Source organism: Shimia aestuarii (assembly GCF_900114635.1).
Lineage (GTDB): Bacteria > Pseudomonadota > Alphaproteobacteria > Rhodobacterales > Rhodobacteraceae > Shimia > Shimia aestuarii.
This window is the reverse complement of the sequence record NZ_FOTQ01000003.1, coordinates 269,560-296,514: the sequence shown is the minus strand read 5'-3', so window position 1 is coordinate 296,514 and position 26,955 is coordinate 269,560. Positions and strand designations below refer to the sequence as shown.

At 62.2% G+C, this 26,955-nt stretch carries 26 protein-coding genes and 1 tRNA gene; 14 read left to right on the top strand and 13 right to left on the bottom strand.

Annotation, left to right across the window (positions count from 1 at the left end; all coding sequences use genetic code 11):
* Position 1 precedes the first annotated feature (1 nt).
* From BMZ35_RS10890 to BMZ35_RS10865, 6 genes are read left to right on the top strand one after another with little or no spacing between them, the layout of a single operon-like run.
* The gene (locus BMZ35_RS10890; RefSeq protein WP_341350631.1) at positions 2–676 is read left to right on the top strand and encodes a tautomerase family protein; all 675 of its coding nucleotides are present in this window, start codon (positions 2–4) and stop codon (positions 674–676) included.
* Complete coding sequence (locus BMZ35_RS10885; RefSeq protein ID WP_093093848.1) at positions 673–2,367, top strand: hydantoinase B/oxoprolinase family protein; 1,695 nt, start codon at positions 673–675, stop codon at positions 2,365–2,367. Before BMZ35_RS10890 ends, BMZ35_RS10885 begins: the two co-directional genes overlap by 4 nt.
* Positions 2,364–4,427 (top strand): hydantoinase/oxoprolinase family protein, encoded by a 2,064-nt coding sequence (locus tag BMZ35_RS10880; RefSeq protein WP_207502959.1) that lies wholly within the window; start codon positions 2,364–2,366, stop codon positions 4,425–4,427. Before BMZ35_RS10885 ends, BMZ35_RS10880 begins: the two co-directional genes overlap by 4 nt.
* Complete coding sequence (locus BMZ35_RS10875) at positions 4,424–5,044, top strand: cysteine hydrolase family protein (protein WP_093093844.1); 621 nt, start codon at positions 4,424–4,426, stop codon at positions 5,042–5,044. Before BMZ35_RS10880 ends, BMZ35_RS10875 begins: the two co-directional genes overlap by 4 nt.
* Positions 5,041–5,907 carry an isocitrate lyase/PEP mutase family protein gene (locus BMZ35_RS10870; RefSeq protein WP_093093842.1) on the top strand — a complete coding sequence of 289 codons (867 nt, stop codon included), beginning with the start codon at positions 5,041–5,043 and terminating at the stop codon, positions 5,905–5,907. The genes BMZ35_RS10875 and BMZ35_RS10870 overlap by 4 nt, the downstream gene beginning before the upstream one ends.
* The gene (locus BMZ35_RS10865; RefSeq protein WP_093093840.1) at positions 5,888–7,261 is read left to right on the top strand and encodes an FAD-dependent oxidoreductase; all 1,374 of its coding nucleotides are present in this window, start codon (positions 5,888–5,890) and stop codon (positions 7,259–7,261) included. The genes BMZ35_RS10870 and BMZ35_RS10865 overlap by 20 nt, the downstream gene beginning before the upstream one ends.
* A gap of 624 nt (positions 7,262–7,885) precedes the next feature.
* Here the strand turns inward: BMZ35_RS10865 and BMZ35_RS10860 are convergent.
* Positions 7,886–7,961 (bottom strand) — tRNA-Ala (locus BMZ35_RS10860).
* An 86-nt stretch (positions 7,962–8,047) separates the two neighbouring features.
* Entirely contained in the window at positions 8,048–8,374 is a 327-nt protein-coding gene (locus tag BMZ35_RS10855; RefSeq protein WP_093093838.1) for a TIGR02300 family protein, read from the bottom strand.
* 111 nt (positions 8,375–8,485) lie between these two features.
* Between BMZ35_RS10855 and BMZ35_RS10850 the strand changes: the two genes are divergently transcribed.
* Entirely contained in the window at positions 8,486–9,181 is a 696-nt protein-coding gene (locus tag BMZ35_RS10850; protein ID WP_093093836.1) for a M48 family metallopeptidase, read from the top strand.
* A gap of 44 nt (positions 9,182–9,225) precedes the next feature.
* Positions 9,226–9,879, top strand: a complete 654-nt coding sequence (locus BMZ35_RS10845; RefSeq protein WP_093093834.1) for a GntR family transcriptional regulator — start codon at positions 9,226–9,228, stop codon at positions 9,877–9,879.
* A 72-nt stretch (positions 9,880–9,951) separates the two neighbouring features.
* Here the strand turns inward: BMZ35_RS10845 and BMZ35_RS10840 are convergent, their stop codons facing one another.
* From BMZ35_RS10840 to BMZ35_RS10830, 3 genes are read right to left on the bottom strand one after another with little or no spacing between them, the layout of a single operon-like run.
* The gene (locus BMZ35_RS10840) at positions 9,952–11,274 is read right to left on the bottom strand and encodes an MFS transporter (RefSeq protein ID WP_093093832.1); all 1,323 of its coding nucleotides are present in this window, start codon (positions 11,272–11,274) and stop codon (positions 9,952–9,954) included.
* Between the two features lie 38 nt (positions 11,275–11,312).
* The gene (locus tag BMZ35_RS10835; protein ID WP_165610054.1) at positions 11,313–12,302 is read right to left on the bottom strand and encodes a 2OG-Fe(II) oxygenase family protein; all 990 of its coding nucleotides are present in this window, start codon (positions 12,300–12,302) and stop codon (positions 11,313–11,315) included.
* Between the two features lie 58 nt (positions 12,303–12,360).
* The gene (locus tag BMZ35_RS10830; RefSeq protein ID WP_093093828.1) at positions 12,361–13,323 is read right to left on the bottom strand and encodes an acetyl-CoA carboxylase carboxyltransferase subunit alpha; all 963 of its coding nucleotides are present in this window, start codon (positions 13,321–13,323) and stop codon (positions 12,361–12,363) included.
* A 153-nt stretch (positions 13,324–13,476) separates the two neighbouring features.
* Here BMZ35_RS10830 and BMZ35_RS10825 point away from each other — a divergent pair, with 153 nt between their 5' ends.
* Both BMZ35_RS10825 and BMZ35_RS10820 read left to right on the top strand, forming a co-directional pair.
* On the top strand, positions 13,477–14,319 hold the full coding sequence (locus tag BMZ35_RS10825) for an AraC family transcriptional regulator (RefSeq protein ID WP_093093826.1): 843 nt from the start codon (positions 13,477–13,479) through the stop codon (positions 14,317–14,319).
* Complete coding sequence (locus tag BMZ35_RS10820) at positions 14,316–14,957, top strand: GyrI-like domain-containing protein (protein ID WP_093093824.1); 642 nt, start codon at positions 14,316–14,318, stop codon at positions 14,955–14,957. The genes BMZ35_RS10825 and BMZ35_RS10820 overlap by 4 nt, the downstream gene beginning before the upstream one ends.
* Here BMZ35_RS10820 and BMZ35_RS10815 read toward each other — a convergent pair.
* From BMZ35_RS10815 to BMZ35_RS10800, 4 genes are all read right to left on the bottom strand, one after another.
* Positions 14,933–15,529, bottom strand: coding sequence for a LysE family translocator (locus BMZ35_RS10815; RefSeq protein WP_093093822.1), 597 nt, complete (start codon positions 15,527–15,529; stop codon positions 14,933–14,935). The two genes, BMZ35_RS10820 and BMZ35_RS10815, sit on opposite strands and share 25 nt — an antisense overlap.
* 184 nt (positions 15,530–15,713) lie before the next feature.
* Entirely contained in the window at positions 15,714–16,724 is a 1,011-nt protein-coding gene (locus BMZ35_RS10810) for a HupE/UreJ family protein (protein WP_242654760.1), read from the bottom strand.
* Positions 16,721–17,569 (bottom strand): peptidyl-prolyl cis-trans isomerase, encoded by an 849-nt coding sequence (locus BMZ35_RS10805; RefSeq protein WP_093093820.1) that lies wholly within the window; start codon positions 17,567–17,569, stop codon positions 16,721–16,723. Before BMZ35_RS10805 ends, BMZ35_RS10810 begins: the two co-directional genes overlap by 4 nt.
* Positions 17,570–17,698: 129 nt before the next feature.
* Positions 17,699–18,637: an AraC family transcriptional regulator gene (locus BMZ35_RS10800; RefSeq protein ID WP_093093818.1), complete on the bottom strand. Its 939-nt coding sequence runs from the start codon at positions 18,635–18,637 to the stop codon at positions 17,699–17,701.
* Positions 18,638–18,705: 68 nt separating this feature from the next.
* Between BMZ35_RS10800 and BMZ35_RS10795 the strand changes: the two genes are divergently transcribed.
* The gene (locus BMZ35_RS10795; protein ID WP_093093816.1) at positions 18,706–20,055 is read left to right on the top strand and encodes a metal-dependent hydrolase family protein; all 1,350 of its coding nucleotides are present in this window, start codon (positions 18,706–18,708) and stop codon (positions 20,053–20,055) included.
* 98 nt (positions 20,056–20,153) lie between these two features.
* Positions 20,154–21,026, top strand: coding sequence for a hypothetical protein (locus BMZ35_RS10790; protein WP_131814359.1), 873 nt, complete (start codon positions 20,154–20,156; stop codon positions 21,024–21,026).
* 21 nt (positions 21,027–21,047) lie between these two features.
* On the opposite strand, the gene BMZ35_RS10785 is transcribed toward BMZ35_RS10790, so the two are convergent.
* Complete coding sequence (locus BMZ35_RS10785) at positions 21,048–21,701, bottom strand: RluA family pseudouridine synthase (RefSeq protein ID WP_093093812.1); 654 nt, start codon at positions 21,699–21,701, stop codon at positions 21,048–21,050.
* A 101-nt stretch (positions 21,702–21,802) separates the two neighbouring features.
* Here BMZ35_RS10785 and BMZ35_RS10780 point away from each other — a divergent pair, with 101 nt between their 5' ends.
* Complete coding sequence (locus BMZ35_RS10780) at positions 21,803–22,213, top strand: nuclear transport factor 2 family protein (protein ID WP_093093810.1); 411 nt, start codon at positions 21,803–21,805, stop codon at positions 22,211–22,213.
* Positions 22,214–22,219: 6 nt separating this feature from the next.
* Positions 22,220–22,903, top strand: a complete 684-nt coding sequence (locus tag BMZ35_RS21040) for an SGNH/GDSL hydrolase family protein (protein ID WP_093093808.1) — start codon at positions 22,220–22,222, stop codon at positions 22,901–22,903.
* Here the strand turns inward: BMZ35_RS21040 and rarD are convergent.
* The 3 genes from rarD to BMZ35_RS10760 form a co-directional block, all read right to left on the bottom strand.
* Complete coding sequence (gene rarD / locus BMZ35_RS21035; protein ID WP_242654759.1) at positions 22,885–23,808, bottom strand: EamA family transporter RarD; 924 nt, start codon at positions 23,806–23,808, stop codon at positions 22,885–22,887. The genes BMZ35_RS21040 and rarD overlap by 19 nt on opposite strands.
* A 185-nt stretch (positions 23,809–23,993) precedes the next feature.
* Positions 23,994–24,416, bottom strand: a complete 423-nt coding sequence (locus BMZ35_RS10765; RefSeq protein ID WP_093093806.1) for a DUF3995 domain-containing protein — start codon at positions 24,414–24,416, stop codon at positions 23,994–23,996.
* A gap of 80 nt (positions 24,417–24,496) precedes the next feature.
* On the bottom strand, positions 24,497–26,941 hold the full coding sequence (locus tag BMZ35_RS10760; protein WP_093093804.1) for a GcvT family protein: 2,445 nt from the start codon (positions 26,939–26,941) through the stop codon (positions 24,497–24,499).
* Between the last annotated feature and the right edge of the window lie 14 nt (positions 26,942–26,955).

Below are 26,955 nucleotides of genomic sequence, written 5' to 3'. Positions count from 1 at the left end.
TATGTTATCTCTAAAAGCAAGTATTAGTATTTCAGATATCCATATCTTTTTTCTGGAAAGATACAGGATTTGTATTACAAATAATACCAATTGGACATGGGGGGGAGTCATGCCGATCGTCGAATTGCATGTTCTTGAAGGTTATAATTCTCAGGAAAAACAACGGTTAAGCGAAGTTTTGACGGATGCGGTGCGATTCGTCATCCCCGCCGCGCCAGAGCTTGTGACGGTGATGATCCATGATGTGCCCAGGGACAATTACTACCGTGGCCGCATTCAGCGAAGCCCCGCACCCGCGCGTCCGGACCCGGCGCAGATCGTAAAAGACTACCTTGCCGCGATGGAGGCCCGAGAACTGGAAACGGCGCGCGCCATGTTGGGGGACGGCTTTGCCATGACCTTCCCCGGAACAGCGCCCATGCGCACGCTTGAGCAACTGTTCGAATGGTCAACGCCGCGCTATAAATTTGTCACGAAAACGTATGACGGTTTTGATGCGATGCAGGGCGTGCGGGACGCCGCCATCGTCTATTGTCGCGGTACGCTGAAAGGCGAATTCCACGATGGCAGCACCTTTGAAGGCATCCGTTTCGTTGACCGTTTCGAGATCACCGGCGGAAAGATCACAAGGCAGGATGTATGGAACGACATGGCCGAAGTGAGGGCGAATGCATGAGCGAGATTGACCCAATTACCCTGTCGGTTCTTGCGGGCCGCATGGAGCAGATCGCCGACGAGATGGACGCCACGCTGTTTCGCGCGGCCTTCAACCCGATCATCGCCGAGGCGCATGATGCCAGTCACGGGATCTATCACGCGGTGTCGGGCGATACGCTCGTACAAGGGAAGTCGGGTTTGCCCATTTTCGTGGGCGTCATGTCCTTTGCTGTGAAAGCTGTGATCGAAAAGGCCGCTAGGGATGGCGATCTGGAAGATGGCGACATCTACATCTTCAACGATGCCCACATTGGCGGCACGCACTTGTCGGACATGCGCCTCGTGCGGCCTTACTTCCGCGATGGCAAGCTCTTTTGCTATCTCGCCTCGGTCGGGCACTGGCATGACGTGGGCGGGGCTGTGCCAGGCAATTATAACCCGGCGGCAACTGATGTCTTCCAAGAGGCGTTCAACCTGCCGCCTGTGAAGCTTGCCCGTCAAGGCGAGATCAATCAGGACATCATCGACATTCTCCTGCGCAACACGCGTCTGCCGCAATCAGCCATGGGCGATCTCAACGGCCAACTTGGCGCGCTGGATCTGGGTATCAAGCGGATGGACGAACTGCTGGACGAATACGGCGCGGAGACGATTACCGCTGCGCTTGTGGCGCTCGGCCACCGCGCCGAGGCGCTGATGCGGTCAGAATTGACCGATTTGCCCAATGGCCGCTGGGAGGCCGAAGATTACCTGGACAATGACGGCATCACCGACGAACCGCTTAAGATCAAGATCGCACTTGAGATCAAAGACGATGAAATGACACTTGATTTTACCGGGTCGTCGCCGCAATGCGCTGGCCCTGTTAACATCGCCTTGCCGACGACTGTAGCGACCGCCTATGTGGCCATTAAGCATGTGTTTCCCGCGCTGCCCGCCAATGCAGGTGTGATGCGGCCCATAGATGTGATCGTGCCTGAGGGCAGCCTTTTGGCTGCGCAGTTTCCCGCGCCGACGGGGGGCTATACGGAAACCATCCTGAGGATGATCGACGTGGTCTTTTCTGCCTTCGCGCAAGCCGCACCCGAGCGCGTCGTTGCCAACGCCTATGGCACCATCAATGCGCTTTCCATCGCCGGCAAGCGCAGCAATGGCCAGCCCTGGGTCATGTTCTCGTTTTATGGCGGCGGCCATGGCGGTTCGGTTGAAACGGACGGGCTCAACCACGGCAATGCGCCGATTTCAACCGCCACGATCCCGCCCATGGAAATACTCGAGGCGGCCTATCCCGTTATGTTCCGCAAATGGGCGCTGCGTCCAGACAGCGGCGGCGCGGGGGCGCACCGCGGCGGGCTTGGCGCGGTCTACGAGATCGAGGTATTGGAAGAGAACGGCGCCGAGGCGTTCCTCTTTGGTGAACGCGGGCGCTTTGCTCCCAAGGGAATTGCCGGCGGCGGCGACGCCGCGCTTAACGTCTTCACCTATGAGCAGGATGACGGCTGGCACAGCCCGCCACTGGCCTCCAAAATGCGAGGCATCAAGCTCAAAGCGGGACAAGCCGTGCGGTTGGAAACGCCGGGCGGCGGAGGATATGGCGCGGCGTCCGAACGAAACCCCGAAGCCGTGGCCCGCGATGTTGCGAGAGGACTGGTAAGCGACGCAGAAGCAGATGCCGCATATGGCACGCAATGGCGAGAGGACACAGCATGAGCAGTCTGATGATCGGTGTCGACGTGGGCGGCACATTTACAGATGTCTTCGTTTTAAATGAGGCCGAAGGCACCGCCAGCGTCGCCAAGGTTCCGACAACACGGCCCGACCAATCGAGCGGTTTCCTTGATGGAATCGGGCGCGAGGTTCAGAACCTGTCCGAGATTACCGTGGTGGTGCATGGCACGACAGCCGGCACGAACGCGCTTCTGGAACGCAAGGGCGCGAAAACCGGTGTGATCTGCACCGAAGGTCTGCGTGATGTGCTGGAAATGCGCCGCCGCGACAGGCCGCGCACATGGGGGCTGCGCGGCGACTTTGAACCCGTGGTGGACCGTCGCAATCGCCTCGAGGTTCCCGAACGCACCCTGTCCGATGGCATTGTGCGCACCCCCGTAGACCTTGAGGCCGTGCGGGCCGCCGCCAGAACGTTGCAGGCACAAGGCTGCGAAGGCGCTGCGATCCTGTTTGCCAATTCCTACGCCAATACCGCCAACGAAGATGCTGCCTTGGCAGCGCTGCGCGAAGTCTGGCACAATGAGCATGTCTCTGCCTCCTCCGAGATCCTGCCCGAAATCCGCGAATTCGAACGCTTCTCGACCACTGCGCTCAACGCCTATTTGCAGCCCGAGGTTTCGGGTTATCTGGGACGGCTTGAAAACGCGCTCAAGGCGGGCGGGTTCGATGGCGAATTCATGATTGTGCAATCCAATGGCGGTGTCATGGCCGTGGATACCGCTTGCCGTCTTCCCGTGCGCACCGCGCTTTCTGGCCCGGCGGCCGGTGTGATCGCCGCGGGCTATATTGCTGGGTCGGCGGGGTTCGAGAATATCATCACCGGTGATATGGGCGGGACAAGCTTTGATGTGTCGCTGATTGCCGAAGGGCAGTCCATGTTGTCTCCACAGACCTCGATTGATTTCGGTATGATCGTGCGCAACCCGATGATCGAGATCACCACCATCGGCGCGGGCGGGGGGTCCATCGCCTGGGTCGACAAGGGCGGGTTGCTTAACATTGGCCCCGAAAGCGCAGGCAGCAACCCGGGCCCCGTGGCTTATGGCCTTGGCAACACCCGCCCGACAGTGACCGACGCCAATGTGGTCCTAGGCCGGATAGATCCGGACAACCCCATCGGTGGCAAGCTTGACCGGTTGGATGTGGACGCGGCAAGCCGGGCGATTGATGAACATGTTGGCGGCCCCCTAGGGCTTTCCACGGTGGACGCCGCCGAGGCGATCCTCAAGGTCGCCAACAGTCGCATGGCGGGCGCGATCCGCCTTGTCAGTATCGAGCGTGGCTTTGACCCCAAGCGCTTCGCATTCATGCCGTTTGGCGGCGGCGGCGCGCTTCATGCAGGTGCAATGCTGGCCGAAGTGGGCATATCGCGGGCCATCGTGCCGCGTTATCCCGGAGTGACTTCGGCCATGGGCTGCGTCATTGCCGATATGCGTCAGGATTTCGTACAGACAATCAACTCGCTGGTGGATGCGCTGGATGAGACGGCATTAGGCGCTTTCATGCAGGACCATGTTGACCAGGGCATGGCGCTGCTCGATGCGGCCCGCACCACATTCGAAGCGCGTGAGTTGAGCTTCGAGCTTGACATGGCCTATATCGGGCAGACGCATACGGTATCGGTTCCCCTGACCGTGAAAACGGTGGAGGGCAAGGTGGCTGCACCGACACCCGCTGAAATCGAAGAGGCCTTTGATAGCTCCTACCGCGCAACCTTTGGCAGGCTCTTGCAGAACGGCGTGCGACGGATCTTGAATCTGCGCAGTGCTGTGACCGGCAAGCGACCAAAGTTTGACCTGAGCACCTTGGCCCCGTCCAAGACAGGTTCGGCCGAGCCTATGGGCCAGAGGCAGGTGCATTTCGCCGATGGCTGGTATTCCACGAAGATCTATGATCGGCTTGCCCTGCCTGTGGGAACTGTCATCACGGGCCCCGCGATCCTCACGCAGCCTGACACCACGGTGCTCATCGAGCCCGATTTGCAAGGCCGTGTTGATCGGTTCGGCAACACCATTATCGAACCCCTGGAGGATGCATCATGAGTAATCCAGCCACATGGGATATCTCACGCACGGGACTTCTGACGATTGACCTACAGAATGATTTCATACACCCCAAGGGCGCCTATGGCCGCGCTGGCCAGACAGCAGAAAGCATTGCGGCCTTGCCCGATCGCATAGCGCCGATGGCGCGGGCGCTTCAAGCCAGGGGCGGGCGCTATTTCTCGGCGCAGTTCACTCTGGTGCCAGACAAAGACGGCGAACCGCTGATTGCGCCACATCTCAAGGAGTTACGCCCTTTTCTGGGCAAGGGTGATTTTGCGCCTGGCAGTTTTGGGCATACGCTTGTGGATACGCTCCAACCTGCGGATTTCGTGATCGAAAAAGTGGCTTATTCGGCATTCTACCAGACCCGGCTGGAATACCTGATGCGCGCCGTTGGAATCTACCATCTTATCGTGGGCGGCATCGTCACCAATGGCGGCGTCGCGTCTACCTTGCGCGATGCCCATCTGCGCAACATCGAAACCGTGATGCTGACAGATGGCTGCGCCGCCTTCAAACCAGAGGTGCACGAGGCTACGCTTCTGTCGCTGGGGACGGTGACCCAGCAGATGAGCTGCGCCGAGGCACTGGCCTTGATCGAGGGCACGTCATGAGCCTTGGGAAACATCTTCAGAACAAGGAAATCGTCGTGGCGCCCGGAGTTTATGACGGGCTGACAGCATCGCTCGCCGAGGCAGCAGGGTTCGAGGCGCTCTACCTCAGCGGCGCGGCCGTGGCCTACACGCGGTTGGGACGGCCCGACATTGGCCTTACCACGGCTTCCGAGATGGCCGATACGATGACGTTAATCGCCGACCGCACGGCGCTGCCTGTGATCATTGATGCCGACACAGGCTTTGGCAATGCGCTCAACGCGCAGCGCACAATGCGGCTTTATGAGCGGGCCGGGGCCTCGGCCCTGCAGATGGAGGACCAGACCTATCCGAAGCGCTGCGGGCACCTAGCCGACAAATCGCTCATCCCGGCCTCGGAAATGGTTGGTAAGATTGCCGCGATGGCCGATGCTCGGGCTTCTGACGAGACGCTGATCATTGCGCGCACCGATGCGATTGCAGTTGAAGGTTTTGCCGCCGCCGAAGACCGCGCCGAGGCCTATCTTGAAGCGGGCGCAGATGTGCTCTTCATCGAAGCGCCACAAAACCGTGCGCAGTTGGAACAGGTCGCAGCGCGCTTTGCTACGCGCGTGCCACTTCTCGCTAACATGGTAGAGGGCGGAGCGACACCAATCACTGGTGCGGATGACCTTGAAAAACTTGGGTTTTCCATCGTGATCTTTCCCGGCGGTATTGTCCGTGCCCTGGCCCGGACTGCGCTGGACTATTACCAGAGCTTGGCTACCAACGGCTCGAACAAGCCCTTTGCCGACCGAATGTTTGATTTCGGCGGCCTTAACGGCGTGATCGGGACCGACGAGATGCTGAAGAACGGGGCGCGGTATGACGGTTCCGACAGTTAAGCCGCCCCCCGATCGCTTTGATCTTGAGGTAGAGCTCCTGATAATCGGCGCGGGCGCCTGCGGTCTGATCGCCGCGCTTTCAGCCAAGGAAACCGGGCAGGAAGTTCTGGTCATCGAAGCCGATGCTATCCCTTCAGGGTCCACGGCTCTTTCGGCTGGGCTGATCCCGGCGGCGGGAACCAAGCTGCAACAGGCGGTAGGCATTGACGACAGCCCGGCGCAGTTCGCAGCAGATATCCAGGCCAAGGCTCACGGTGAAAATGATCAGGAACTTGTTGACCTTCTGGCTCAGAATTCCGCCGACGTGATCGACTGGCTTGCCGAGGTGCATGGGCTGCCCTTCTCGGTTGTCGATGATTTCGATTACCCCGGCCATTCCAGCCGCCGCATGCACGGGCTGCCGACGCGCGCGGGTGCCGAACTGATAGACGCACTGCGCAGCGCCGCCGAGCGTGCAGACGTCGACATCATCTGCGCACGCCGCGCCGAGACGCTTTTTTTCGCTGACGGCCTGGTGCATGGCATCGCCGCACGTCGCCCCGACGGCGGTGTGGAAACCATCGGCTGCAAGCGCCTGATCCTTGCGTGCAACGGCTTTGGCGGCAATCGCGCGCTGGTGGCCCGGCATATGCCCGAGATCGAAAGCGGTCTTTGGTTTGGCCATGATGGCAACCAAGGCGAGGCCGTGCTTTGGGCCGATCAGATTGGCGCGGCAACCCGGCATCTGGGCGCCTATCAGGGCCATGGCAACGTGGCCCACCCCCATGGTATCCTCATCACCTGGGCCACGATCACTGAAGGCGGCGTGCAAGTGAACCGCGCAGGAAAGCGTTTCTGGAATGAGGCGCAGGGCTATTCCGAGGCCGCTCGCGCCGTGCTGTCGCAACCCGGTGGCGAGGCCTTTGCCATCTTTGATGCGCGTATCGCCACTATCGCGCGGCAGTTCGAAGATTTCAAACGCGCCGAAGTGCAGGGCGCGGTGAAAACCGCCAATACGCTGGACGAACTGGCCGATGCCCTTGGCCTGCCCGCCGACGCACTTTCAGAAACCATGGATAATATCCCAACCGATGGCACGGATGGCTTTGGACGCACCTTCGGAAAGACACGTCTTTCACCGCCCCATTGCGGCGTGCGGGTGACCGGCGCGCTGTTTCACACTCAGGGGGGGCTGCAAGTTGACAGCTCGGCGCGGGTCATCACCCGCGATGGCTTGCCAATCCCCAACCTATTCGCAGGCGGCGGCGCTGCCTGCGGTGTGTCCGGTCGTGGAGACAGTGGGTATCTATCCGGAAACGGCCTGCTGGCGGCAGTGGTATTGGGGCGTATCGCTGGAAACGCGGCCGCCGCTTGACGAACAAACAACTCAAAACCCCACTGACTTCAAAAGACTGGAAGCAGACGTTGGCATTAGTACAACGGAGGGATGGTTTGTCCGCATCTTCCCAGTTCGGCAGCGGCGCAGCGAAGGACCGGTTCAGGTTTGGGCTTGCCAGCCCGATTTGAAAGTCCGCTTCCGCCGTTTCGACTCGGTGTTCTCGCGGTCGCAGAGAATGGCCAGTGTCCGGCCATTCTGTGGAAAAACAACTTGTTGCTAGGGTCCGAAATTGCTTCGGAGGTGCGATGCGCTGATGCAGTGCCGGGCTAGAATGTTGGGCATGTTAAATGTCGGCTATCGCGTTTGAAGTAGCTGTGAAAACCAGTTCTTCGCTCAGCGCCATGCGCATCACTTCGAACTCGTACCTGTTTCATAAGCCGACTCGGATATCTGACGGAGGCCTCAAATTGACCGATTTTCCGAGCGTGTCCGAAGTATTGGTACGAGCTATGTTTTGACAACTCCAACAGCTCCGTTCACATCACCCGTGGTGACACGAAGGTGACCGCGGACCTCTACCAAAACGGTGACACGATGCCGAAACGGTAACAGGTTACCGCTTAACACGTTGGAAACATTTCAGGAATGTATGTAGGGTTTTGGTGGAGCCTAGGAGGATCGAACTCCTGACCTCTACAATGCCATTGTAGCGCTCTCCCAGCTGAGCTAAGGCCCCAAATTTTCCAAGCTTGTCAGCTTGTGACGCGCTATTTAGGCGCTCGCCGGGGCGGGATCAAGCGAAAAAATCCCGCCCCGCCAAAATTATTCGTCGTCGTCATTGCTCGGAACGTCGGCGATCTCATCGAGCGACATGTCGTCGTCCTCTTCGTCGTCCAGAACATCGTCATCGAGGTCCAGATCGACGGAATCATCATCTTCCAGAACCGAATCCGCATCATCGGACGCCATGGCTTTTGCCTTCATGGTTTCCGCATCCTCGGAATCAGCTGCGATCATCCGGCTCTTGCCGGCTTCGACTTCCACGACATCGCCCGTGTAGGGGCTGATGATTGGGTTTTTGTTCAGGTCATAAAAGCGTTTGCCGGTGGTCGGGCACACGCGCTTGACGCCCCATTCTTCTTTGGGCATGGGTAATCCCCTTCAATTCGGTGTGAGTTGTTTCTCGACGATCCGCGCCACCTGCCATATCAGGAACGGCGTGTCAAAGGGTAACACGCGACAACCGGCCAAGGAGCGCGCATGACGCAACATATCCTCCCCGGATCGCCGCCGCTGACGGTGAATCTGCGCCGCGCGCCGCGCGCCCGCCGGATCAGCCTGCGCGTGTCGCGACTCGACGGCACCGTGACCCTGACCATCCCCCCCGGCGTGTCCGAACGCGAAGCCCTCGCCTTTGCGCTTGAAAAACGCGACTGGCTGCGCGCGCAACAGGCCAAAAGCCCGGATCGCATCGCCGTCGGCCTTGGCACCACGCTGCCCGTGGCCGGCCGCCCCCGCGAGGTTGTCCCCGGCACCGGGCGCTCGGTCGTGCTTGGCGCCGACACCCTTGCTGCCCCCGGCAAAGCCGACGACGTGGGTGCGCGCCTCCAGGGCTACCTGCGCGAACTGGCCCGCCACCGGCTTGCCGAGGCCGTGGATCACTACGCCGCCCGGCTTGGCCGCCCCTATACCCGTCTCACCCTGCGCGATACCCGCTCGCGCTGGGGCTCCTGTTCGTCACGTGGCGCGCTCATGTTCTCGTGGCGCCTCGTCATGGCCCCGCCCGAGATCCTCGACTACGTTGCCGCCCACGAGGTTGCACATCTTGCAGAGATGAACCACGCACCCGCCTTCTGGAACACCGTCACCCGGATTCACGGCCCCTATGACACGGCACGCCGCTGGCTGCGCGACCAGGGGCAGGAACTGCACAAGTACCGTTTCACCCGCGACTGAAACGCGCAATTGACCCGGCGCGGTTTTGTGATCACATTCACCCCATGATCACATCCGGCCGCTCCGCTCAGGACCCTTCCAGCTCCGCCCATGACCGCGTCTACCGCACCTTGCGCGCGCGCATCATGTATGGCCGCCTCTCTCCGGGCGAAGCCCTGACACTGCGCGGCATCGGCAAGGAATTCGATGTCTCCATGACCCCCGCGCGCGAAGCGGTGCGCCGCCTTGTTGCCGAAGGCGCGCTGTTCCTGTCCAACTCCGGCCGGGTCTCCACCCCGGAACTCACCCCCGAGCGGATCGAAGAGCTTGCGGCCCTGCGCGCCCTGATCGAGGTCGAACTCGCCAGCCGCGCCCTGCCGCGCGCCCACATGGCCCTGATCGACCGACTCACGGCGATCAACGGCAACGTCGCCGAAGCGGTCGCCCGGCGCGACGCGGTCAGCTATATTCAGTCCAACCTCGAATTCCACCGCACGCTATACCTGCGCGCCCAGGCCCCGGCGATGCTTGCCATGGCCGAAACCGTCTGGCTGCAACTCGGCCCCACCATGCGCGCGCTCTATGGCCGGCTGCGCAAGACCGAACCGCCGCATTACCACCGCCTGATCATCGCCGCCCTGCGCGCCGGAGACGAACCCGGCCTGCGCCTCGCGGTGCGCTCGGATGTCACCCAGGGGCTGCGTCTGCTCGCCGGCTGACCCCTCTTTCTTTTTCCCCAAATACCCCGGGGGGAGTCGCAGCCCCGCTGCGACGGGGGGCAGCGCCCCCCACTACCCCTGTGTTGGCCAGACCCGGTGTTCATCGTCGATCACCACCGCGTGACGATGCCGTCGTCCACCATGTTCCAGAATATGCGGATGATCCTCCGGCAGGTCGGGATGCACATGCTCCACGACGCGCTCCCCCCGCCACAACCAAAGCGCCAGCGCCGTGCTCGCGGCGGCAATCGCCCCCATGAGCACCAGCGCCCCCCAAAGCGAGCCATAGGTGGCGCCATATCCCGCAAGCGGATATGTCACCAGCCAGCACAGGTGGCTCAGCGCGAATTGCGCCGTGAACACTGCCGGGCGGTCCTCGGCGTGGGCCGATCGCCGCAACAGCCGCCCCGACGGGGTCAGCACCGCCGAATAGAGCGCCCCGGTCACGGCCCAGACGCCAAGGAAGACCCCCCAGGCCAGCGGTCCCTGCATGGCCATCCACAGCCCATGTGCCAGGGTCAGCACCGTCAGTAGAACCGCCGCGCACGCCATCACCCGGCGATCCCGCAACCGTTCCAGCACCCCCGGCAGGATCAGCGCTGCTGCCATGCTGCCCGCGCCAAACGCCGCCATCGCCACGGCCAGCGCACTTTCGCCCAACCCATATGTCTCGCGCACCATCACCACCGTGTTGACCAGCACAAAGGCCCCGACCGCCGCCGCACCCATGTTAAAGGCCAGCAACCCGCGCAGACGCGGTGTGTTGAGGTAAATCCAGATCCCCCGCGTCACCCGCTCGCGAAACGGACGCGGCACATCGCTGCCACGCTGCGGTATCCGCGCCTGCCACACCAGCAGGGCGGATCCGAGAAACCCAAAAGCCGTCCCCACGAACAAACCGTGATAACTCATCACCAAGAGCAACAAACCGGCCAGCATCGGCGACAGCAGGTTTTCCAGATCATACGCCACGCGCGACAGCGACAATGCCCGCGTATAGGCCCCCTCGTCTTCCAGAATATCCGGGATCGTCGCCTGAAAGGTCGGCGTGAACGTGGCCGAAGCCGCCTGTAACAGGAAGATCAGCCCATAGACCTGCCCCACGGTCTCGACAAAGGGCAGGCACAGCGCCACCCCCATCCGCACCACGTCCATCCCGATCAACACCGCGCGGCGTGGCAGCCGCGCCACCAGCGCGCCGGTGATGGGGGACAAGCCGACATAGGCCACCATCTTGACCGCATAAGCCGTGCCCAGCACCGCCCCCGCCGCCGGTCCCGCAAGATCATAGGCCAGCAGGCCCAGCGCCACGGTCAACAGCCCGGTGCCGATCAACGCCACCACCTGTGCTGCGAACAGGCGCGCAAAATCCCGATGTTTCAGAATCTCCAGCATGGCGCCAGCCTACCCGCCGCGCCGCCGGGCGCAATGGCTCATGCCGTGTCGTCCGGGTCCGCGATCACACCCTTCCACTGTGCCCGCGCGGCGAAAGTTTGCAGCAATTGCCAGCCATAGGTCTCGCGAACCCCGGTCGCCTGCCCGTGACTGGCCGGGGTCACCGGCGCCGTCAGCGCCGGTTCAAGAAAAAACCCGACCGAATGGCGCGGCCCTGGACGGCTCAGCACCCGATGCGGCGTCGCGGGCACCGCGCCATCCGTCAGCCGGGTCATAACGTCCCCCACATGCACCGAAATCGCATTTTCACGGACCGGGATATCCCGGAACACCCCGTCCGGCCCCTCGGCCTGCAAGCCCGGCGCGGCCTGCCACAACAGCGAAAGGCCCGACGCATCCGTATGCCGCCCGGCGGACACAACCGCACCGCCCGCCGCCGGGTCGGCCGCCGCCGCCCCCTCCGGATAGCTGAGAAACCGCAGGGTCGAATGATCCCCTTCGAACCGGGCACGGATCGTCGCCTCGTCAAACCCCGCCGACCGCCCGATGGAAAGGATCATGGCCTGCGCCACCCGGTTCAGATGCGCGTAATGCGCCCGGACGGTTGCCCGCCACCCCGGTTCCGGCTCCGGATCGGGCCAAGGCGTCGGCTCGCTCAGGATCTCCATCCCCGGCAGATCCGGCCCCGGCGCCGGTCGCTCCGGCCCCACGTCATAGAAGTCATTCTGCAAAAGCCGCTCGGGACTGCGCGGCCAAAGGCCCCGATAGTAGAATCTGTTTTCCGGCGCCATATGTCGCGTCGTGATCGCGCGACGCGTGTCCTCGGGCAAGTCGAATACCTTGAGACCCACACGCGCCCGCGCATCCACCTTGTCGGCATCCGGATAGCCGGTGACAACCACCGCCCCGGTGCGTCTCAACCCATCCCATAGCGCCGCAACACAGGCGTCCCGCGCCGCCCCGTCGGGGCCAAACAACGCAGAAATATCAACGCTCTCAACGATTTCTGGTGCAGGTGTATCGGTCACGGGCACGCCTCTCGGTGTCCGAGTGTAGCGCGCCGCCCTGACCTGTCAATTCAGGGGGTCAGGCCGCCAGTCCCTTGGAGCCAAGCCCGAGGAACTTCTCGCGCCGTGCCTTGATCAGCTCTTTCGGCCCCTGGTTGTCCATTTCCTTGAGCATGCCGGCAATCGCCGCACCCACGGCCTTGATCGTCGCCGCGCGGTCCCGATGCGCGCCCCCCTTGGGTTCGCCAATCACCCGGTCCGCGACGCCCAGCTTCTTGAGGTCCTGCGCCGTCAGGCGCAGCGCCTCGGCCGCTTCGCGCATCTTTTCGGCATCCTTCCACAGGATCGACGCACAGCCCTCGGGCGAGATCACCGAATAGACCGAATGTTCCAGCATCGCGACTCGGTTCGCCGTGGCAAAGGCCACCGCCCCGCCCGATCCGCCTTCGCCGATCACCACGGACACCACCGGCACACCGATCTGCAGGCATTTTTCCGTCGAGCGCGCAATCGCCTCGGACTGGCCGCGTTCTTCCGCGCCCTTGCCCGGATAGGCGCCGGGCGTATCCACTAGCGTCACCACCGGCAGGCCGAACTTGTCCGCCATCTCCATCAGCCGGATGGCCTTGCGATAGCCTTCGGGGCGCGCCATGCCGAAATTGCGCTCGATGCGCGATTTGGTGTCGTTGCCCTTTTCGTGGCCAATCACCATCACCGGCCTGTCGTTGAACCGCGCCAGACCGCCCATGACCGCGTGGTCATCGGCAAAGTTCCGGTCCCCGGCCAGCGGCGTGTACTCGGTGAACAGCGCCTCGATGTAATCCTTGCAATGGGGCCGCTCGGGATGCCGCGCCACCTGGCATTTGCGCCACGGCGTCAGGTCCTTGTAAAGCTCATCCAGAAGCGCGGCCGCCTTGCGGTCCAGCGCCGCCGCCTCTTCGGACACATCCATCTCTTCGTTCTGCCGCGCCATCGCGCGCAGTTCTTCTGCCTTGCCTTCGATTTCGGCCAGCGGTTTTTCGAAGTCGAGATAGTTGGTCATTGGGCACTCCGGACGACTTTATTTCTCTCGCTATATGACCTTGACCAAGGGTAATTGCAACGGTCCGATGACAAGGGCAGGGATCGCCATGAACTCAGCAAGATTTGTGACATCGGCCTGTGCCATGGCTTGGGACGTGACAAGGAAACTGTAATGCAAAGCTACGAAGACCGCCTGATGCGCGTTTTGCGCTACATCCACGACAACCCCGCCGAGGACCTGTCGCTGGATCGCCTCGCAGACGTCGCCGCGCTGTCACGGTTTCACTGGCACCGCGTGTTTCACGCCATGACCGGGGAAACCTGTGCACAGGCCGTGCGCCGCGTGCGCCTGCACCGCGCCGCCAACCTGCTTCTGGAAAGCGACATGGCGCTGGATCACATCGCCTCTACGGTCGGCTATGACAACCTGCGCAGCTTTTCGCGCGCCTTCCGCGCGGAATACACCCTTTCGCCCAGCAGTTTTCGCAAAAATGGCGGTCCCCTGACGCCGCTTCTCACCCGTACCAGAAAGGCCCCCGCCATGCATCCCGTGACGATCCGCACGGACCCGCCCCGCACCCTTGTCGGCCTGCCCCATACCGGCGCCTACAACCAGATCGGACGCAGCTTTGATGCCTTCTCCGCGCTGGCCCAATCGCGCAACCTATGGCCCCAGCTTGGCCACATGATCGGCATGTATCACGACGACCCCAGCATCACACCCGAAGCCGACCTGCCCAGCTTTGCCGGGGCCGAATGGCGCGGCGAGGAGAGCCCACAAGGGCTGGAACAGCGCCACCTTCCCGGCGGACGCGTTGCGGTCATGACCTTCAAGGGCCCCTATGCCGAACTGCCCAAGGCCTATGACATGTTCTACGGTACATGGCTGCCGCACTCGGGCGAACTGCCCGCCGATGATCCCTGTTACGAGATCTCGCTCAACTCCCCGATGACCACTCCGCCACGGGACCTGATGACCGAAATCTGCCTGCCCCTCAGGGAGCCGGAACAATGACCGGCAAGCTGGATTTCAAAAAAAGCGACAAGGCGTTCTATGCGGGCAAGCAAGCCCGCTGGGACCGGCTCACCATCCCCGCCATGACCTTTCTCTGCATCACTGGTCAGGGCGATCCCAACGGCCCGACCTATGCCCGGGCCCTCGCGGTGCTCTACCCCGTCGCCTATGCGATCAAGTTCGCCCACAAGGCGCGCGGCGCGGATTTTGTCGTTCCACCGCTCGAGGCGCTCTGGTGGGCCGACGACCCTTCGGTCTTTGTCAGCGGTACCCGCAGCGCATGGCAATGGACTGCCCAACTGCGCCTGCCCGATGACGTGACACAAGACGACCTCGACACCGCGCGCGACAACGCCGCCGCCAAGCTTTCGAAAAAGGGGAGCGACACACGTGCGCTCGCGGAACTCCGCCATGAAACCCGGACCGAAGGCGACTGTCTGCAAACCCTGCATATCGGTCCCTATACCGACGAGGCTCCTACGCTGGCCCATCTGCATGATGTTCTGATGCCTGAACAGAACCTGACCTTCCACGGCCCGCATCACGAAATCTACCTCTCCGACCCCCGTCGCACCGCCCCGGAAAAACTCCGCACGCTCCTGCGTCAGCCGGTTCAGCCCGTCACAAGCACCGGATAAAGCGACGCCAGCAGCAGCCCGGCCATGCTCCAGTTGAACACCGCCAGCCGCCGGGGCGAGGTCAGCACCCGCTGCATCTGCTGGCCCAAAACGGTCCAGCAGCTCACACTCGGCAGGTTGATCGCCCCGAACACCGCCGCCACAAGGCCAATCGCCCAGAGCGTCCGGTCCGGCGCATAAAGCGTGATCGCGGTCAGCGCCATGCTCCACGCCTTGGGATTGACCCATTGGAACAGCGCCGCCTGCAAAAACGTCAACGGCCGCCCGCCCTCCTGCCCCGCCTCGGGCGCGCCCGCATGGGCAATCTTCCACGCCAGCCACACCAGATAGGCCACCGAAAGCACTTTCAAAACGGTGTAGGACACCGGAAAGGCCTCAAACACCTGCATTAGCCCGACCCCGACCAAAACGATCATCACCGTGAACCCGACCCCGATCCCCAGCATATGCGGGATCGTGCGCCAGAACCCGAAATTTGCGCCCGACGCCATCAGCATCAGGTTGTTCGGCCCCGGTGTGATCGAGGAAACGAAGGCATAAAGGCTTAGCGCCGCAAGAAGGTCAGTCGTCATGACCGAAATCTTGCCCCAATGTCACCCGCCATGGAAATCAATATGTGTGACCTGCCAGCGCACATTTCCTGATGGGCCCCACTCGACCGGCAGGCGCTCCCGCCCTCTTCGGGGCCTGACGGCCCCTGCCAGAGCTTGGGCCCGGCTCAGCAAGCTGAGCCTGCCCTTCCATGACAAACCCGCCTCAGAACCCCGCGACCCGTTCAGCCAGCCAGAAGGTCGCGATACAACCGATCCCATACCCCGCGACCCGCTCCCCCAGACGCATCACCGCCGGACCGCCAAGCCCGATACCGTTCACGACCCGCCCCCCGACAAACATCGCCGCAAGGATGACCGCCACGAAGACAAGCTGCCCGGTCTCCACCCCGATATTGAACGCCAGCAACGCAACCGCGACATCCGACTCGGGCAAACCGATCTCGCGAAGCGCCCCGGCAAACCCCAGCCCGTGCAACAGCCCGAAGGCAAAGGCGACCATCCACGGTGCCCGCTCGGACAACCGGGGATGTGCATGGTTGCGCTTGAGCATTTCGATCGCAAGGAACACGACCGAAAGCGCAATGATCGCCTCGACCGGCGGGCCCGGGATCGACAGATGCCCCAGCGCCGCCAGCGCGAGGGTGATACTATGCGCCACGGTAAAGGCGGTGATCGCACCGACAAGCCGCCGGGGCGCGCGGATCAGAAGCACGAGGGCCAGCACGAAAAGCAGGTGGTCCCACCCTTCGAGAATATGCTCGAACCCCAAGACCCCGTATGTCCCCAGAACCCCCCACACGGTTTGCACCTCCGGCACGACGAATTCCGGTGCAGACGGGGTCAACCGGAACGTCACGGGCGACTGTTCCAGAGCCTCGAAACGCACCAGAACATCCGTGGCCTGCCGCTCAAGCCCCTCGATACGGATCATCCGACCGGCCATCCCTTCGGGACAGATTGCAGTCCAGCCAGAAGCCCACGCCTGCCCGTCCGACACCGGCGCCGGCCCTGTTGCAGGCGCACAGCCTTCGGGCAACCGGGCGGTGATCGCCATGGGTGTACCCTGCACATCCGGCTTGCGCCAGAACACCTGCCACGCCCGCGCATCAAGCTGACGCAGGCTCAAGTAGCCCGGATCAAGCGCATGGGCGCGCGCACCAGTCGCCGCAACCACGAACAGGCAACAAACCATCAAAGCACGCAAAAGGCTCATTGGGACATCCAGTTCGCAATGTCGTCTGCGCTGGGCTGCTCTACCTCGTACAGCCCCAGAAGCGACTTCACATAGGCTTCGGTGATCTCGGCACCCAGCGCCCTGCGCCAATCGGCCAGCACGTCGTCCCGGATGTCGTCAAGGCGGGGCAGTTCACCCGGCTGATACGTCGAAACCCGCACAAGATGCGGCCCATAACCGGACATCACCGGACCGGCCCACTCCCCGACCGGCAGCGCCTGTACCTGCGCAAAGAACCCGGTTCCGAACACCCCGTCCACCTGTCGGTCGGTGCTGAGCGCAAAATCGGTCGGCAGCAATTGCTGTCGGCGCGCCATCGCAGGGTCCTCCCCCCGCTGCAACACCTCCAAAGCGGCTGCAATCGTCGCGCTGTCCGCGCCGCGCGGCAGGCCATATTGCGCAAACGCGATCTGCGGGCTTCTGGTGTAGCGGCTGGCATTTTCTTCCAGATGCGCCTGCAGCGTCGCATCGTCGGGGATCATGGCCTGCGCCTGCGACGTGGTCAAAAACCCCATCTTCTGAACCAGCCGGTTGCGGATGATTCCGTCCCCCTGATCCAACCCCATCGCACGCGCTTCGCGCACCATCACCTCTTCCTGCACATAGTTCTCGACAAGTGCGAACAATTCATCAACCGTCGGCGCCCGGTTCAGCTTGGCTTCGAACTGGGCGGCCATCGTCTCGACCATGGGTCGTGCGACCTGAATGCGCTTCGCATCCGGCTCCGGCTCTGGCGGCGCGTCCGCGTTTGCCAACGCAAACCATGCAAAAATGGCGATACCGATGGCGGCAAAATGAACGAAAGGTTCTTTGAGAAATGACATGGCCTGCCTGTGATTTTATGTGAATTAGATGTCCTGAACCTGTCTCGGGCAAAGTCTGCACCAGCGCCCTCAACATTTTCCAGCACCGCTCGTTTGTCCAGCCTTCATGCGTGACTATCGCCCAAAGCCCTATCCCGAAAGGCGCGCATTGGTCTGGGATGGTAGCTCGCCATAGACGGCCTTGTATTGCGCGCTGAACCGACCCAGCTCGGTAAATCCCTGCTCAAGCGCCGCCGCCTTGACCGGTGCGGCGCCTGACTCGCTCCCGGCCAGGGCCGAACGCGCACGCGCAAGCCGTTGCAGCATGAAAAACCGGTTCGGGGTTTGCCCGGTCATATCACGAAACACGCTGATCAACGTGGGTGCGCTCATGGAAAACGCGGCGCAAAGCTGCGCCATGGACACGGTTCCCGGATCTCTTTCATCGACATAGTCCCGGATACGCCTGACCAATGCCGCCTTGTTGCGAAGCGGTGTCTTTTGATCGGCATCCCGGATCGAAGACGCCGCCACCGATGCCGCCAGCAACCGGATCAACGCCTGCGCGCCACCATGGCCATCCCCGCGCATGCATCTCTGCTCAAGGATGTGTTCCATCTCGAACACAAGCTGCCTGTATTGCGCGGCAGGCAAACGGCACAAAAGCGTCAGACTGTGCCCATCCGGCAGGTCGCGCCCGGTCAGGGCCTCCAATTCCTCAAGGAAGGGCACAAGCGGCACACGGCCACACAGCACCTTGCGCCTTTCGGCCAACAGCTCGTTTTCATCCGAAAACAGGTTCATGAAGAACGTGTCTCGCTCAAGGATATGGCCGTTGATCCTCCAATGGCTGCCAGCGTCATAGGGCACCGTGAAATTTGCGTTCAGCCTGAGCTGTGCTGTATTTATGAGCGCCTGAGGTTCGAAACCCAGCCTCAGAAGACGTGAGTCGCCGAACTTTGCGACAATCAACTCGCCCACGTCCAACCCCTTGCCATATTGCACAATTTTTCCATCCACCAAACCAGACGCATAGGCTTCGCGGATTGAAGTTTGCAGGATTTTAGTCTCGGATTTTAATTTTTGCATATCGAATTTCGAAACAAAGCGAAGCGCTGGGACTATGCTGAGCTAATCTGATTTAGCTGGAGTATACCATGCGCAACTTCGTTCTGACGACTCTTCTGTCAATTTCAACTGCGATTGCCCCATTTGCGGCGGCGGCCCAGGATAACGGGGCAGAAGGTTCGCCGAATGCCGTTCTGATTCGAGGAGCGAGCATTTTCACCGGCTGTTCGCCCGACCTTCTCGAAGGTCAGGACGTCTATGTCGCGGGCAACCTGATTTCCAAGATCGGCCCCAACCTCGAGGCCCCCGATTTCGCCACCGTGATCGAGGCCGACGGCCACATCCTCATGCCCGGCCTGATCGACGCTCACTGGCACGGCGTGTTTGCCGAGGCCACGATCGGCAAGCTTTTCACCACCAACGAAGGCTATTGGAACCTGCTGGCTGCGCGCGCCAGCAAGAACGCGCTGATGCGCGGCTTCACCACGCTGCGCGACACGGCTGGCCCGATGTTCGACATCGCTCGTGCAACCAACGACGGGACCATCGTGGGCCCGCGTATTTATCCTTCCGGCCCCGCGCTGTCACAAACCTCCGGACACCAGGATTTCCGCCTGACACGCGATGTGCCCGCGACACCGGACAAGCTGCACTCATTTGAAACCTCGGACATGTTCTATATCGCGGACGGCGTGCCCGAAATGCTCAAGCGCGTACGCGAAAATTTGATGCAGGGCGCAACCCAGATCAAGGTGATGGCCGGTGGCGGTGTCACCTCGGCCTATGACCCGATCCACACGATCCAGTTCACCAAGGCCGAAATGGCGGCTGCTGTCGAGGCCGCCGAAAACTGGGGCACCTATGTCCTGACCCACGCCATCAACGACGCTGCGGTCAATCACTCGCTGGATGCCGGGGTGAAAAGCATTGAACACGGCCACACCTCCACGCGCGAAACGCTTCAGCGGATCAAGGACGAAGGCGCTTGGCTCTCGATGCAGCCGTTCCTGAATGATGACAGCGCCCCGGCCCTTAACGAGTTCCAGCAGGCGAAATACGATTCCGTGGTGAACGGTACCGAATTCGTCTATACCGTCGGCAAGGAAATCGGCGTCAAGTTCGCTTTCGGCACCGACGTGCTGTTCAGCGCGGAACTGGCCGCGAAACAGGGGGCCATCCTCGCCAAACTGGGCAAATGGTTCACCCCTTACGAAACCCTTAAGATGGCGACCTGCGACAACGCCGAACTGCTCAAGATGTCGGGCGAACTGAACCCCTACAAGCAAGGCCCGCTCGGCGTGATCGAGGAAGGCGCCTATGCCGACATTCTTCTCGTTGACGGCAACCCGCTTGATGATCTGGACCTTGTCGCAGATGCCGCAAAGAACTTCGACCTCATCATGAAAGACGGCGTGATCTACAAGAACACGCTCAACTGACCCCTTTTGCGGCGCGCGCCCGCTGCGCGCCGCGACAACTTACCCGGTCGGTACGCTCCGTACCTCATCTTCCCGACGGTTTTCTCAAGGAGTCCGACGTGACATCTTCCGTAACACACCACACCGCCATGAACACGATTGCTGTTTCCTTGATGCTGGGCGCGACGCTGGCCTCTCCTGTCGCGGCGCAGGACGGCTCGAACCTCAACCAGGTTCAGGGCGCGGTGGAAGAAATCAACAACGGCACCAACCCGACACTGCTGACCACCCAAATGGGCCTGCAGTACCAGTTCAACCAGATCAATTCGTCCCTGAACACCGGGCTGCTCGAAGCCTTCTACACCCGCCCCTTCGGTGACGGCAGCAAGGCGTTTCGCTTTACACTTCCCGTTTCCGACAGCCCCTTCAACGCGGCGCCAAATTTCGGCGGCGCGTCTGCGGCCGGGAGCGCAACCGGGCTGGGTGGTGACGAAATGCGCCTGGGTGACATCAGCGTCACCTATATCGACGTGTTCCACCTGACGGAAAGCAATGGCGCGGCCTTTACGGTGGAACTGTTCCTCGACACGGCGGAAACACCAACTTCCGGCTTCGGTCAATTCGCGATGGAAACCTCCGTGTTTTATGCATGGTTCCTCGAAAACGGGTCCATATTTGCGCCTGCATGGGTCCAGACATTCGGCCTTGAAGGCGGCAACAAGGACGGCGTCGACGTCAATACGACGACGATCGACTTCTATTACGTGCCCAAGCTCGCCAACCCCAAATATTACATGACCTTTGACCCGGCCATCATTCATGACTGGGAAAGCAACGACACCTTCGGTAGCCTTCAGGTCACGTTCGGCATGCTGACGGGCAAGGCATTTGGCGGAGATGGGCAGCTTTTCATCAAACCCGGTGTGATGTTCGGCGGCGACGCTCCGGCAGACTGGTCCATCCAGGTTGGCTACAAGGTTCTGAATTTCTGAACCGACCGGGCGCGTGCGCGCTCAGAATGGCGCTTTCGCGCGAAACTTCATGCCCTGCCCGCTTTCGGGATGGTTGATGCGCAATTCCTCGGAATGCAGCATCAACCGGTCATGGGCCGCCGCGTCCCCCTCGGCATAAAGCGGATCGCCAAGGATCACGTGCCCCAGCGCCAGCATGTGCACACGAAGCTGGTGCGACCGCCCGGTCTTGGGCATCAGCCGTACGCGGCTCTCGGCATCTGACTGTTTCAGCACCCGCCAATCCGTCACGGCGGGCTTGCCGTTTTCATGATCCACCATCTGGCGCGGCCGGTTCGGCCAGTCCACGATCAACGGCAGGTCCACCGTCCCGGTCTTTGGCTCCAGTCGGCCCCAAACCCGCGCCACATAGGTTTTCTTGGTCTTGCGCTGCTCGAACTGCATCGACAGGTGCCGCTGGGCATGCGGGGTAAGGGCGAACACCATCACCCCCGACGTGTCCCGGTCCAGCCGATGCACCAACAGGGCGGTCGGAAACGCCGCCTGCACGCGGGTCAGCAGGCAATCGGCAAGGTGCGCGCCCCGCCCCGGCACGGACAACAACCCGGAAGGTTTGTCCACCACGACAATGTCACTGTCCTCATGCAGGACCACCAGCGGGTCCATGGGCGGGTCATATTCGGTCGAAAAACTCATGCGCCCGCAATAGAGCGCCGACGCGGCGTCGGCAACCCGACGTCAGCCTTGCCTGACGCCCCGGAATGGGCAGGCTGATACGCAACAAGAGGAGATCCCCCATGCACCCCACGATCCAGCGCATGACCGAAATCGTCGCCTCGGGCGATGACAGCAAGATCATCGACATCCTGGCCCCCGACGTGGCCTTTCTGCCGCCGACCTACTGGAAAACCTGGACCGGCGGCGAACCCGTGGCCGCGATCCTCGGTCATGTCGGGCAGATCTTCGAGGATTTCACCTATCGCCGCATCATGGGCGAAGGTGCCGACTGGGCGCTCGAATTCCAGTGCAGGATCGGCGATCTCGACGCGGTTGGCGTCGACCTGATCACGCTGAATGACGACGGCCTGATCCAGACCTTCGAAGTTGTCATGCGCCCGCTCAAATCCATCGCCGTCCTGCGCGAAGAGATGATGTCCCGGATCGGCAAGGACGCGCGCTTCCTGAAATACATGAGCGCCATGCGCTGAACGCCAATGGCCTTGGATCGCCTCCTGCGCCTGCCCCTCTCCCCGCTCCTTCTGGCGCAGGGGCTCTGGGTACGTTTCAGCGCCCTGAAACTGCCCGAACCACCGGGCGCACGCGCCGGGGGCGACGCGGGCCCGCGCCTCCTCATCCTGGGCGATTCCTCGGCCGCCGGGGTCGGCGCCACGCACCAGTCCACCGCCCTCTCGGGCCAGCTTTCGCAGGCTCTCGCCCCCCTGACATGGCACCTTGAGGCGGAAACCGGCGCCACCACCAAAACCTCTCTGGCCCGGCTCGACCGCCTGCCGGATACCCCCTTTGACGCGGCCCTTCTCGTGCATGGCGTCAACGACACAACCCGTTTCACGCAACCGCACCGCTTCCGCAGTCGCCAGACAACCCTGATCAACGCGTTGCGCCAGCGCCACGGCGTGGCGCACATCATCCTCTCCGGCGTGCCGCCCATGCATCATTTTCCGCTGCTGCCCCAGCCCCTGCGCTGGGTGCTCGGGTGCCACGCCGAGCGGCTCGACCGGATGCTCGCCGACATCGCACGCGACGATCCCGCCGTCACCCACCTGCCGCTGGACCTGCCTTACGAACCCCGCTTCGTGGCCCGCGACGGCTTCCACCCCTCCGAGGCGGCCTATACCGTCTGGGCCGACCTCCTCGCTGCTCAGCTGCGCCGCACCTGACGCAGCATCGGCAACGTATAGACCACAAGCCCCGCCCAGATCAGCGGAAAGGCAATCATCCGCCCGCGTCCGATCTCTTCCCCGAACAGAAACACCGCCGTCAAAAGGATCATCGACGGCGCGATATATTGCAGGATGCCGATGGTCGACAGCCGCACCAGCTTGGCCGCATTGGCATAGATCATCAGCGGCGCCGCCGTCACCGGCCCAAGCCCGATCAACAACAGCGTATCAAGCCCCGACATGCCGAAGGTGCCCTGCCCCGAAACGCCAAGCCAAAGAACATAGGCCAGCGCCGGCGGACACAGGATCAGCACCTCCAGCAGGAACCCCTGGTTCGGCCCGATCGGCAACGAACGCTTGAACAGCGCGTAAAACCCCCAGCTCACCGTCAGGGCCAGCGATACCCATGGCAGGTCCCCCGCCTCGATCACCAGCACAAGCACCCCGCAGGCCGCCAGCCCGATGGCAATCAGCTGGTTGCGCGCCAGCCGCTCGCGCAACACCAGCGCGCCAAGCGCCACGCTGAACAGCGGGTTGATGTAATAGCCCAGCGCCGCATCAATCGCCTGCCCATTGGAAATTGCCCAGACAAAGATCGCCCAGTTCACCGAGATCAGCCCCGAGGTCAGAAACGCCATGCGCAGCATCTTCGGGTCCCGCAACGCCGCCACAAGATCGTCCGTGCGCCGAAGCAGGATCAGCACGATCCCCGCCACGGGAAGCGACCACAACACGCGGTGCGCCACGAACTCCACCGCGGGCACATGCGCCATCAACTTCATGTAGATCGGCGCCACACCCCAAAGAAGATAGGCCGTGACCGCAAGCGCCACGCCCCTCGGCTCATCCCGCCCCGTGTCCTGCATCACCAACCCTCGTTTCACCCGCTGCCCAACCGGCATAGCGCCGCTTCACTTCTGGGAACATCCGCTTTTTGTGAACACATTCATCACACCCCGTGATGCACATTCACTTTCTTTTTCCCGAAATACCCCGGAGCGCGAGGCAGCGCCTCGCACCGCACGCCCCCTTGTGGGCGTGCATCCCCTGCGCGCCTGCAAGGCGCCCCTTCAAAAACCGTCAAAAGTCATACGGCCTGCCCAAGGCAAACCGCCCCCAGCGCCAGGCACAGCGGCCCATAGACCCGACGGTCCAGCGTGGCAAAAGGCTCTTCCGGGGTCAGCCGCCGCCATCCCGGCAGATAGGCCGCCACACCGCGCCCCAGGAACACCGCCGCCGCACCCCAGATCGCCAGACCGTAAATCCAGCCGGGCAGGAGCGCCGCCGCCAGACCCGCACGCACCAAAAGCACATGCGCGACGCCCGCCAGAACCAGCGCCACGAACAGGCTTGCCGGTTTGGGCGGCATCCTCCGCATGCCTTCGAACCCGGCCACCCGGCGCGCCAGCCGGGCCTCGTCTCCGCCGGGAAACCAGATCCCCATTGCCCAAAGCCCATGCAGCCCGGCAATGCCGCCAAGCACCCCCACTGCCAAGATCACCACGACCATCCCGCGCCCTCCCGTCGTTTGGGCGCAGATTAGACCGCGTCAGCCAAAAGGCCAGCCCCCTCGGGCTGGCCTTTCCTCGCTCAAACCTTCACGCGTTCCGCCTTGGGGTCATACATCGGCTTCAGACTGGCCTCCGCCTTGACCCGCGTGCCCATCACGTCGATCTCGTAGCTCGACGCCAGCACATCCGCCGCGCTCTCGCCTTCGCAGGGCACATAGCCCATGCCGATGGCACCGCCCAGCGTGTGGCCGTAGTTTCCGGAACTGATATAGCTGACAATCTCGCCGTCGCGAATGAGCGGCTCGTTGTGATACAGGAGCGGCTCGGGATCGGTCAGCTTGAACTGCACCATCCGCATCTTCGGCCCGCTTTCCTTGCGCGCCGCCACAGCCGCCTTACCGATGAAATCGTGTTTCGACATGTCCACCGCAAAGCCCAGCCCCGCGTCGATCACATGATCCTCGCTGGTGATGTCATGTCCGAAATGGCGGAACCCCTTTTCGATCCGACAGCTGTCCATCATATGCATGCCGCAGAGTTTCAGGTCCATGTCCTGCCCGGCCTGCATCAGTGTTTCAAACACATGCTCGGCCATGTCCGACGACGTGTAGATTTCCCAACCCAGCTCACCGACATAAGTTACCCTATGCGCCCGCGCGAGGCCCATGCCGATCTCGATCTCTTGCGCCGTGCCAAACGGGGTCACCGCGTTCGAGAAATCATTGGGCGACACTTTCTGCAACAACGCGCGCGCATTCGGTCCCATCACCGCCAGCACTGCCTCACCTGCGGTCACATCGGTGATCACCACCCGCAGATCGCCCACATGCCGCTGAAGCCGTGTCTGATCCGCGAGCCGCGTGCCCGACGGCGTAACCACCAGATAAGCGGTCTCGCTCAGGCGCGTCACGGTCACGTCCGCCTCGATCCCGCCTTTGGAATTGAGGAACTGCGTATAGACGATCTTGCCCACCGGCACCGACATGTTGGCCCCGCAGACATGGTTCAACAGGGTTTCCGCATCCGGCCCCTCGACCCGCAGCTTGCCAAAGGAGGACATGTCATACATGCCCACGTTCTCACGCACCGCGCGATGTTCAGCGGCCGAGTTTTCAAACCAGTTCTGGCGCTTCCACGTGTACTGGTATTCACGTTCCTGGCCTTCATTGGCAAACCAGTTGGCCCGCTCCCAACCCGCCGATTCCCCGAACACCGCGCCGTTCTGATCCAGAAGGCCATGGAACGGCGTGCGCCGCACCCCGCGCGCAGTGGCTTTCTGGCGATAGGGGAAATGGTCCGCATAAAGCAGGCCTAGCGTCTCCTTGGAGCGTTCAAAAAGGTAATGCTTGTTGCCTTGGAAAGGCTGCATCCGACTGATGTCCACCCCCCCAAGGTCAAAAGGTTTCTCACCCGCTTCCATCCACTCGGCCAGCGCCTTTCCGGCGCCCCCCGCAGACTGGATCCCGATCGAGTTGAACCCGGCGGCGACATAGTAGTTGCGCAGCTCGGGCGCCTCGCCAAGGTGATAGGCATCGTCCGGCGTAAAGCTTTCCGGCCCGTTGAAGAACGTGTGAATCCCCGCCTCGGCCAGCATCGGCATGCGGTTCACCGCCATTTCAAGGATCGGCTCGAAATGGTCGAAATCCTCGGGCAGCTGGTCGAAACAGAAATCTTCCGAGATACCGTTCATGCCCCACGGCTTGGCGTGCGGCTCGAAACAGCCAAGCAGGATCTTGCCCGCATCTTCCTTGTAATAGGCGCATTCATCCGGCACCCGCAGCACCGGCAATTCCGTCAGTTCCGGGATGGCCTCGGTCACGATGTAGAAATGCTCGCAGGCATGCAGCGGCACGTTCACCCCCGCCATCCGGCCCACCTCATGCCCCCACATCCCGGCACAGTTGACGACGAACTCCGCCTCGATATGGCCCTGCTCTTCTCCGGCGGCCCAATCCACCCCGGTCACACGCCCCTCGGCCCGGCTCACGCCCGTGACCTTGACGTTTTCCCGGATCATCGCCCCCATCATGCGCGCGCCCTTGGCCAGCGCCAGCGCCACGTTGGCCGGATCGCCCTGCCCGTCATTGGGCAGGTACACCGCGCCGCACACATCCTCGATGTTCAGGTGCGGGTACATCTTCTTGGCTGTCTCGGGCGAGATTTCCTCGACATCGACGTCAAAGGCCCGCGCCATCGCCGCCGCCCGGTAAAGCTCTTCCTTGCGCTCTTCCGTGATCGCCACCGAGATCGACCCGTTGGCCTTGATCCCGGTCGAGATGCCGGTTTCCGCTTCCAGCTTGTGATAAAGATCGGTGGTGTATTTCGCCAGCTTGGTCATCGTCGACGACGCGCGCAACTGCCCGATCAACCCGGCAGCATGCCATGTCGTGCCGCTTGTCAACTGCTTGCGTTCCAGAAGAACGATGTCCTTCCAGCCTTGTTTTGCAAGGTGATAGGCCACGGAACAGCCAATCACACCACCGCCGATGATGACCACGCGGGCCTTGTTTGGAAGATCAGCCATTTCGCTCTCCTGTC

What these genes read in the sequence shown, in the direction of transcription:
- BMZ35_RS10890 (WP_341350631.1), top strand. Translation starts at nt 2, where the DNA reads ATGTTATCTCTAAAAGCAAGTATTAGTATTTCAGATATCCATATCTTT.
- BMZ35_RS10885 (WP_093093848.1), top strand. Translation starts at nt 673, where the DNA reads ATGAGCGAGATTGACCCAATTACCCTGTCGGTTCTTGCGGGCCGCATG.
- BMZ35_RS10880 (WP_207502959.1), top strand. Translation starts at nt 2,364, where the DNA reads ATGAGCAGTCTGATGATCGGTGTCGACGTGGGCGGCACATTTACAGAT.
- BMZ35_RS10875 (WP_093093844.1), top strand. Translation starts at nt 4,424, where the DNA reads ATGAGTAATCCAGCCACATGGGATATCTCACGCACGGGACTTCTGACG.
- BMZ35_RS10870 (WP_093093842.1), top strand. Translation starts at nt 5,041, where the DNA reads ATGAGCCTTGGGAAACATCTTCAGAACAAGGAAATCGTCGTGGCGCCC.
- BMZ35_RS10865 (WP_093093840.1), top strand. Translation starts at nt 5,888, where the DNA reads ATGACGGTTCCGACAGTTAAGCCGCCCCCCGATCGCTTTGATCTTGAG.
- BMZ35_RS10855 (WP_093093838.1), bottom strand. Translation starts at nt 8,374, where the DNA reads ATGCCCAAAGAAGAATGGGGCGTCAAGCGCGTGTGCCCGACCACCGGC.
- BMZ35_RS10850 (WP_093093836.1), top strand. Translation starts at nt 8,486, where the DNA reads ATGACGCAACATATCCTCCCCGGATCGCCGCCGCTGACGGTGAATCTG.
- BMZ35_RS10845 (WP_093093834.1), top strand. Translation starts at nt 9,226, where the DNA reads ATGATCACATCCGGCCGCTCCGCTCAGGACCCTTCCAGCTCCGCCCAT.
- BMZ35_RS10840 (WP_093093832.1), bottom strand. Translation starts at nt 11,274, where the DNA reads ATGCTGGAGATTCTGAAACATCGGGATTTTGCGCGCCTGTTCGCAGCA.
- BMZ35_RS10830 (WP_093093828.1), bottom strand. Translation starts at nt 13,323, where the DNA reads ATGACCAACTATCTCGACTTCGAAAAACCGCTGGCCGAAATCGAAGGC.
- BMZ35_RS10825 (WP_093093826.1), top strand. Translation starts at nt 13,477, where the DNA reads ATGCAAAGCTACGAAGACCGCCTGATGCGCGTTTTGCGCTACATCCAC.
- BMZ35_RS10820 (WP_093093824.1), top strand. Translation starts at nt 14,316, where the DNA reads ATGACCGGCAAGCTGGATTTCAAAAAAAGCGACAAGGCGTTCTATGCG.
- BMZ35_RS10815 (WP_093093822.1), bottom strand. Translation starts at nt 15,529, where the DNA reads ATGACGACTGACCTTCTTGCGGCGCTAAGCCTTTATGCCTTCGTTTCC.
- BMZ35_RS10810 (WP_242654760.1), bottom strand. Translation starts at nt 16,724, where the DNA reads ATGAGCCTTTTGCGTGCTTTGATGGTTTGTTGCCTGTTCGTGGTTGCG.
- BMZ35_RS10805 (WP_093093820.1), bottom strand. Translation starts at nt 17,569, where the DNA reads ATGTCATTTCTCAAAGAACCTTTCGTTCATTTTGCCGCCATCGGTATC.
- BMZ35_RS10800 (WP_093093818.1), bottom strand. Translation starts at nt 18,637, where the DNA reads ATGCAAAAATTAAAATCCGAGACTAAAATCCTGCAAACTTCAATCCGC.
- BMZ35_RS10795 (WP_093093816.1), top strand. Translation starts at nt 18,706, where the DNA reads ATGCGCAACTTCGTTCTGACGACTCTTCTGTCAATTTCAACTGCGATT.
- BMZ35_RS10785 (WP_093093812.1), bottom strand. Translation starts at nt 21,701, where the DNA reads ATGAGTTTTTCGACCGAATATGACCCGCCCATGGACCCGCTGGTGGTC.
- BMZ35_RS10780 (WP_093093810.1), top strand. Translation starts at nt 21,803, where the DNA reads ATGCACCCCACGATCCAGCGCATGACCGAAATCGTCGCCTCGGGCGAT.
- BMZ35_RS21040 (WP_093093808.1), top strand. Translation starts at nt 22,220, where the DNA reads ATGGCCTTGGATCGCCTCCTGCGCCTGCCCCTCTCCCCGCTCCTTCTG.
- rarD (WP_242654759.1), bottom strand. Translation starts at nt 23,808, where the DNA reads ATGCCGGTTGGGCAGCGGGTGAAACGAGGGTTGGTGATGCAGGACACG.
- BMZ35_RS10765 (WP_093093806.1), bottom strand. Translation starts at nt 24,416, where the DNA reads ATGGTCGTGGTGATCTTGGCAGTGGGGGTGCTTGGCGGCATTGCCGGG.
- BMZ35_RS10760 (WP_093093804.1), bottom strand. Translation starts at nt 26,941, where the DNA reads ATGGCTGATCTTCCAAACAAGGCCCGCGTGGTCATCATCGGCGGTGGT.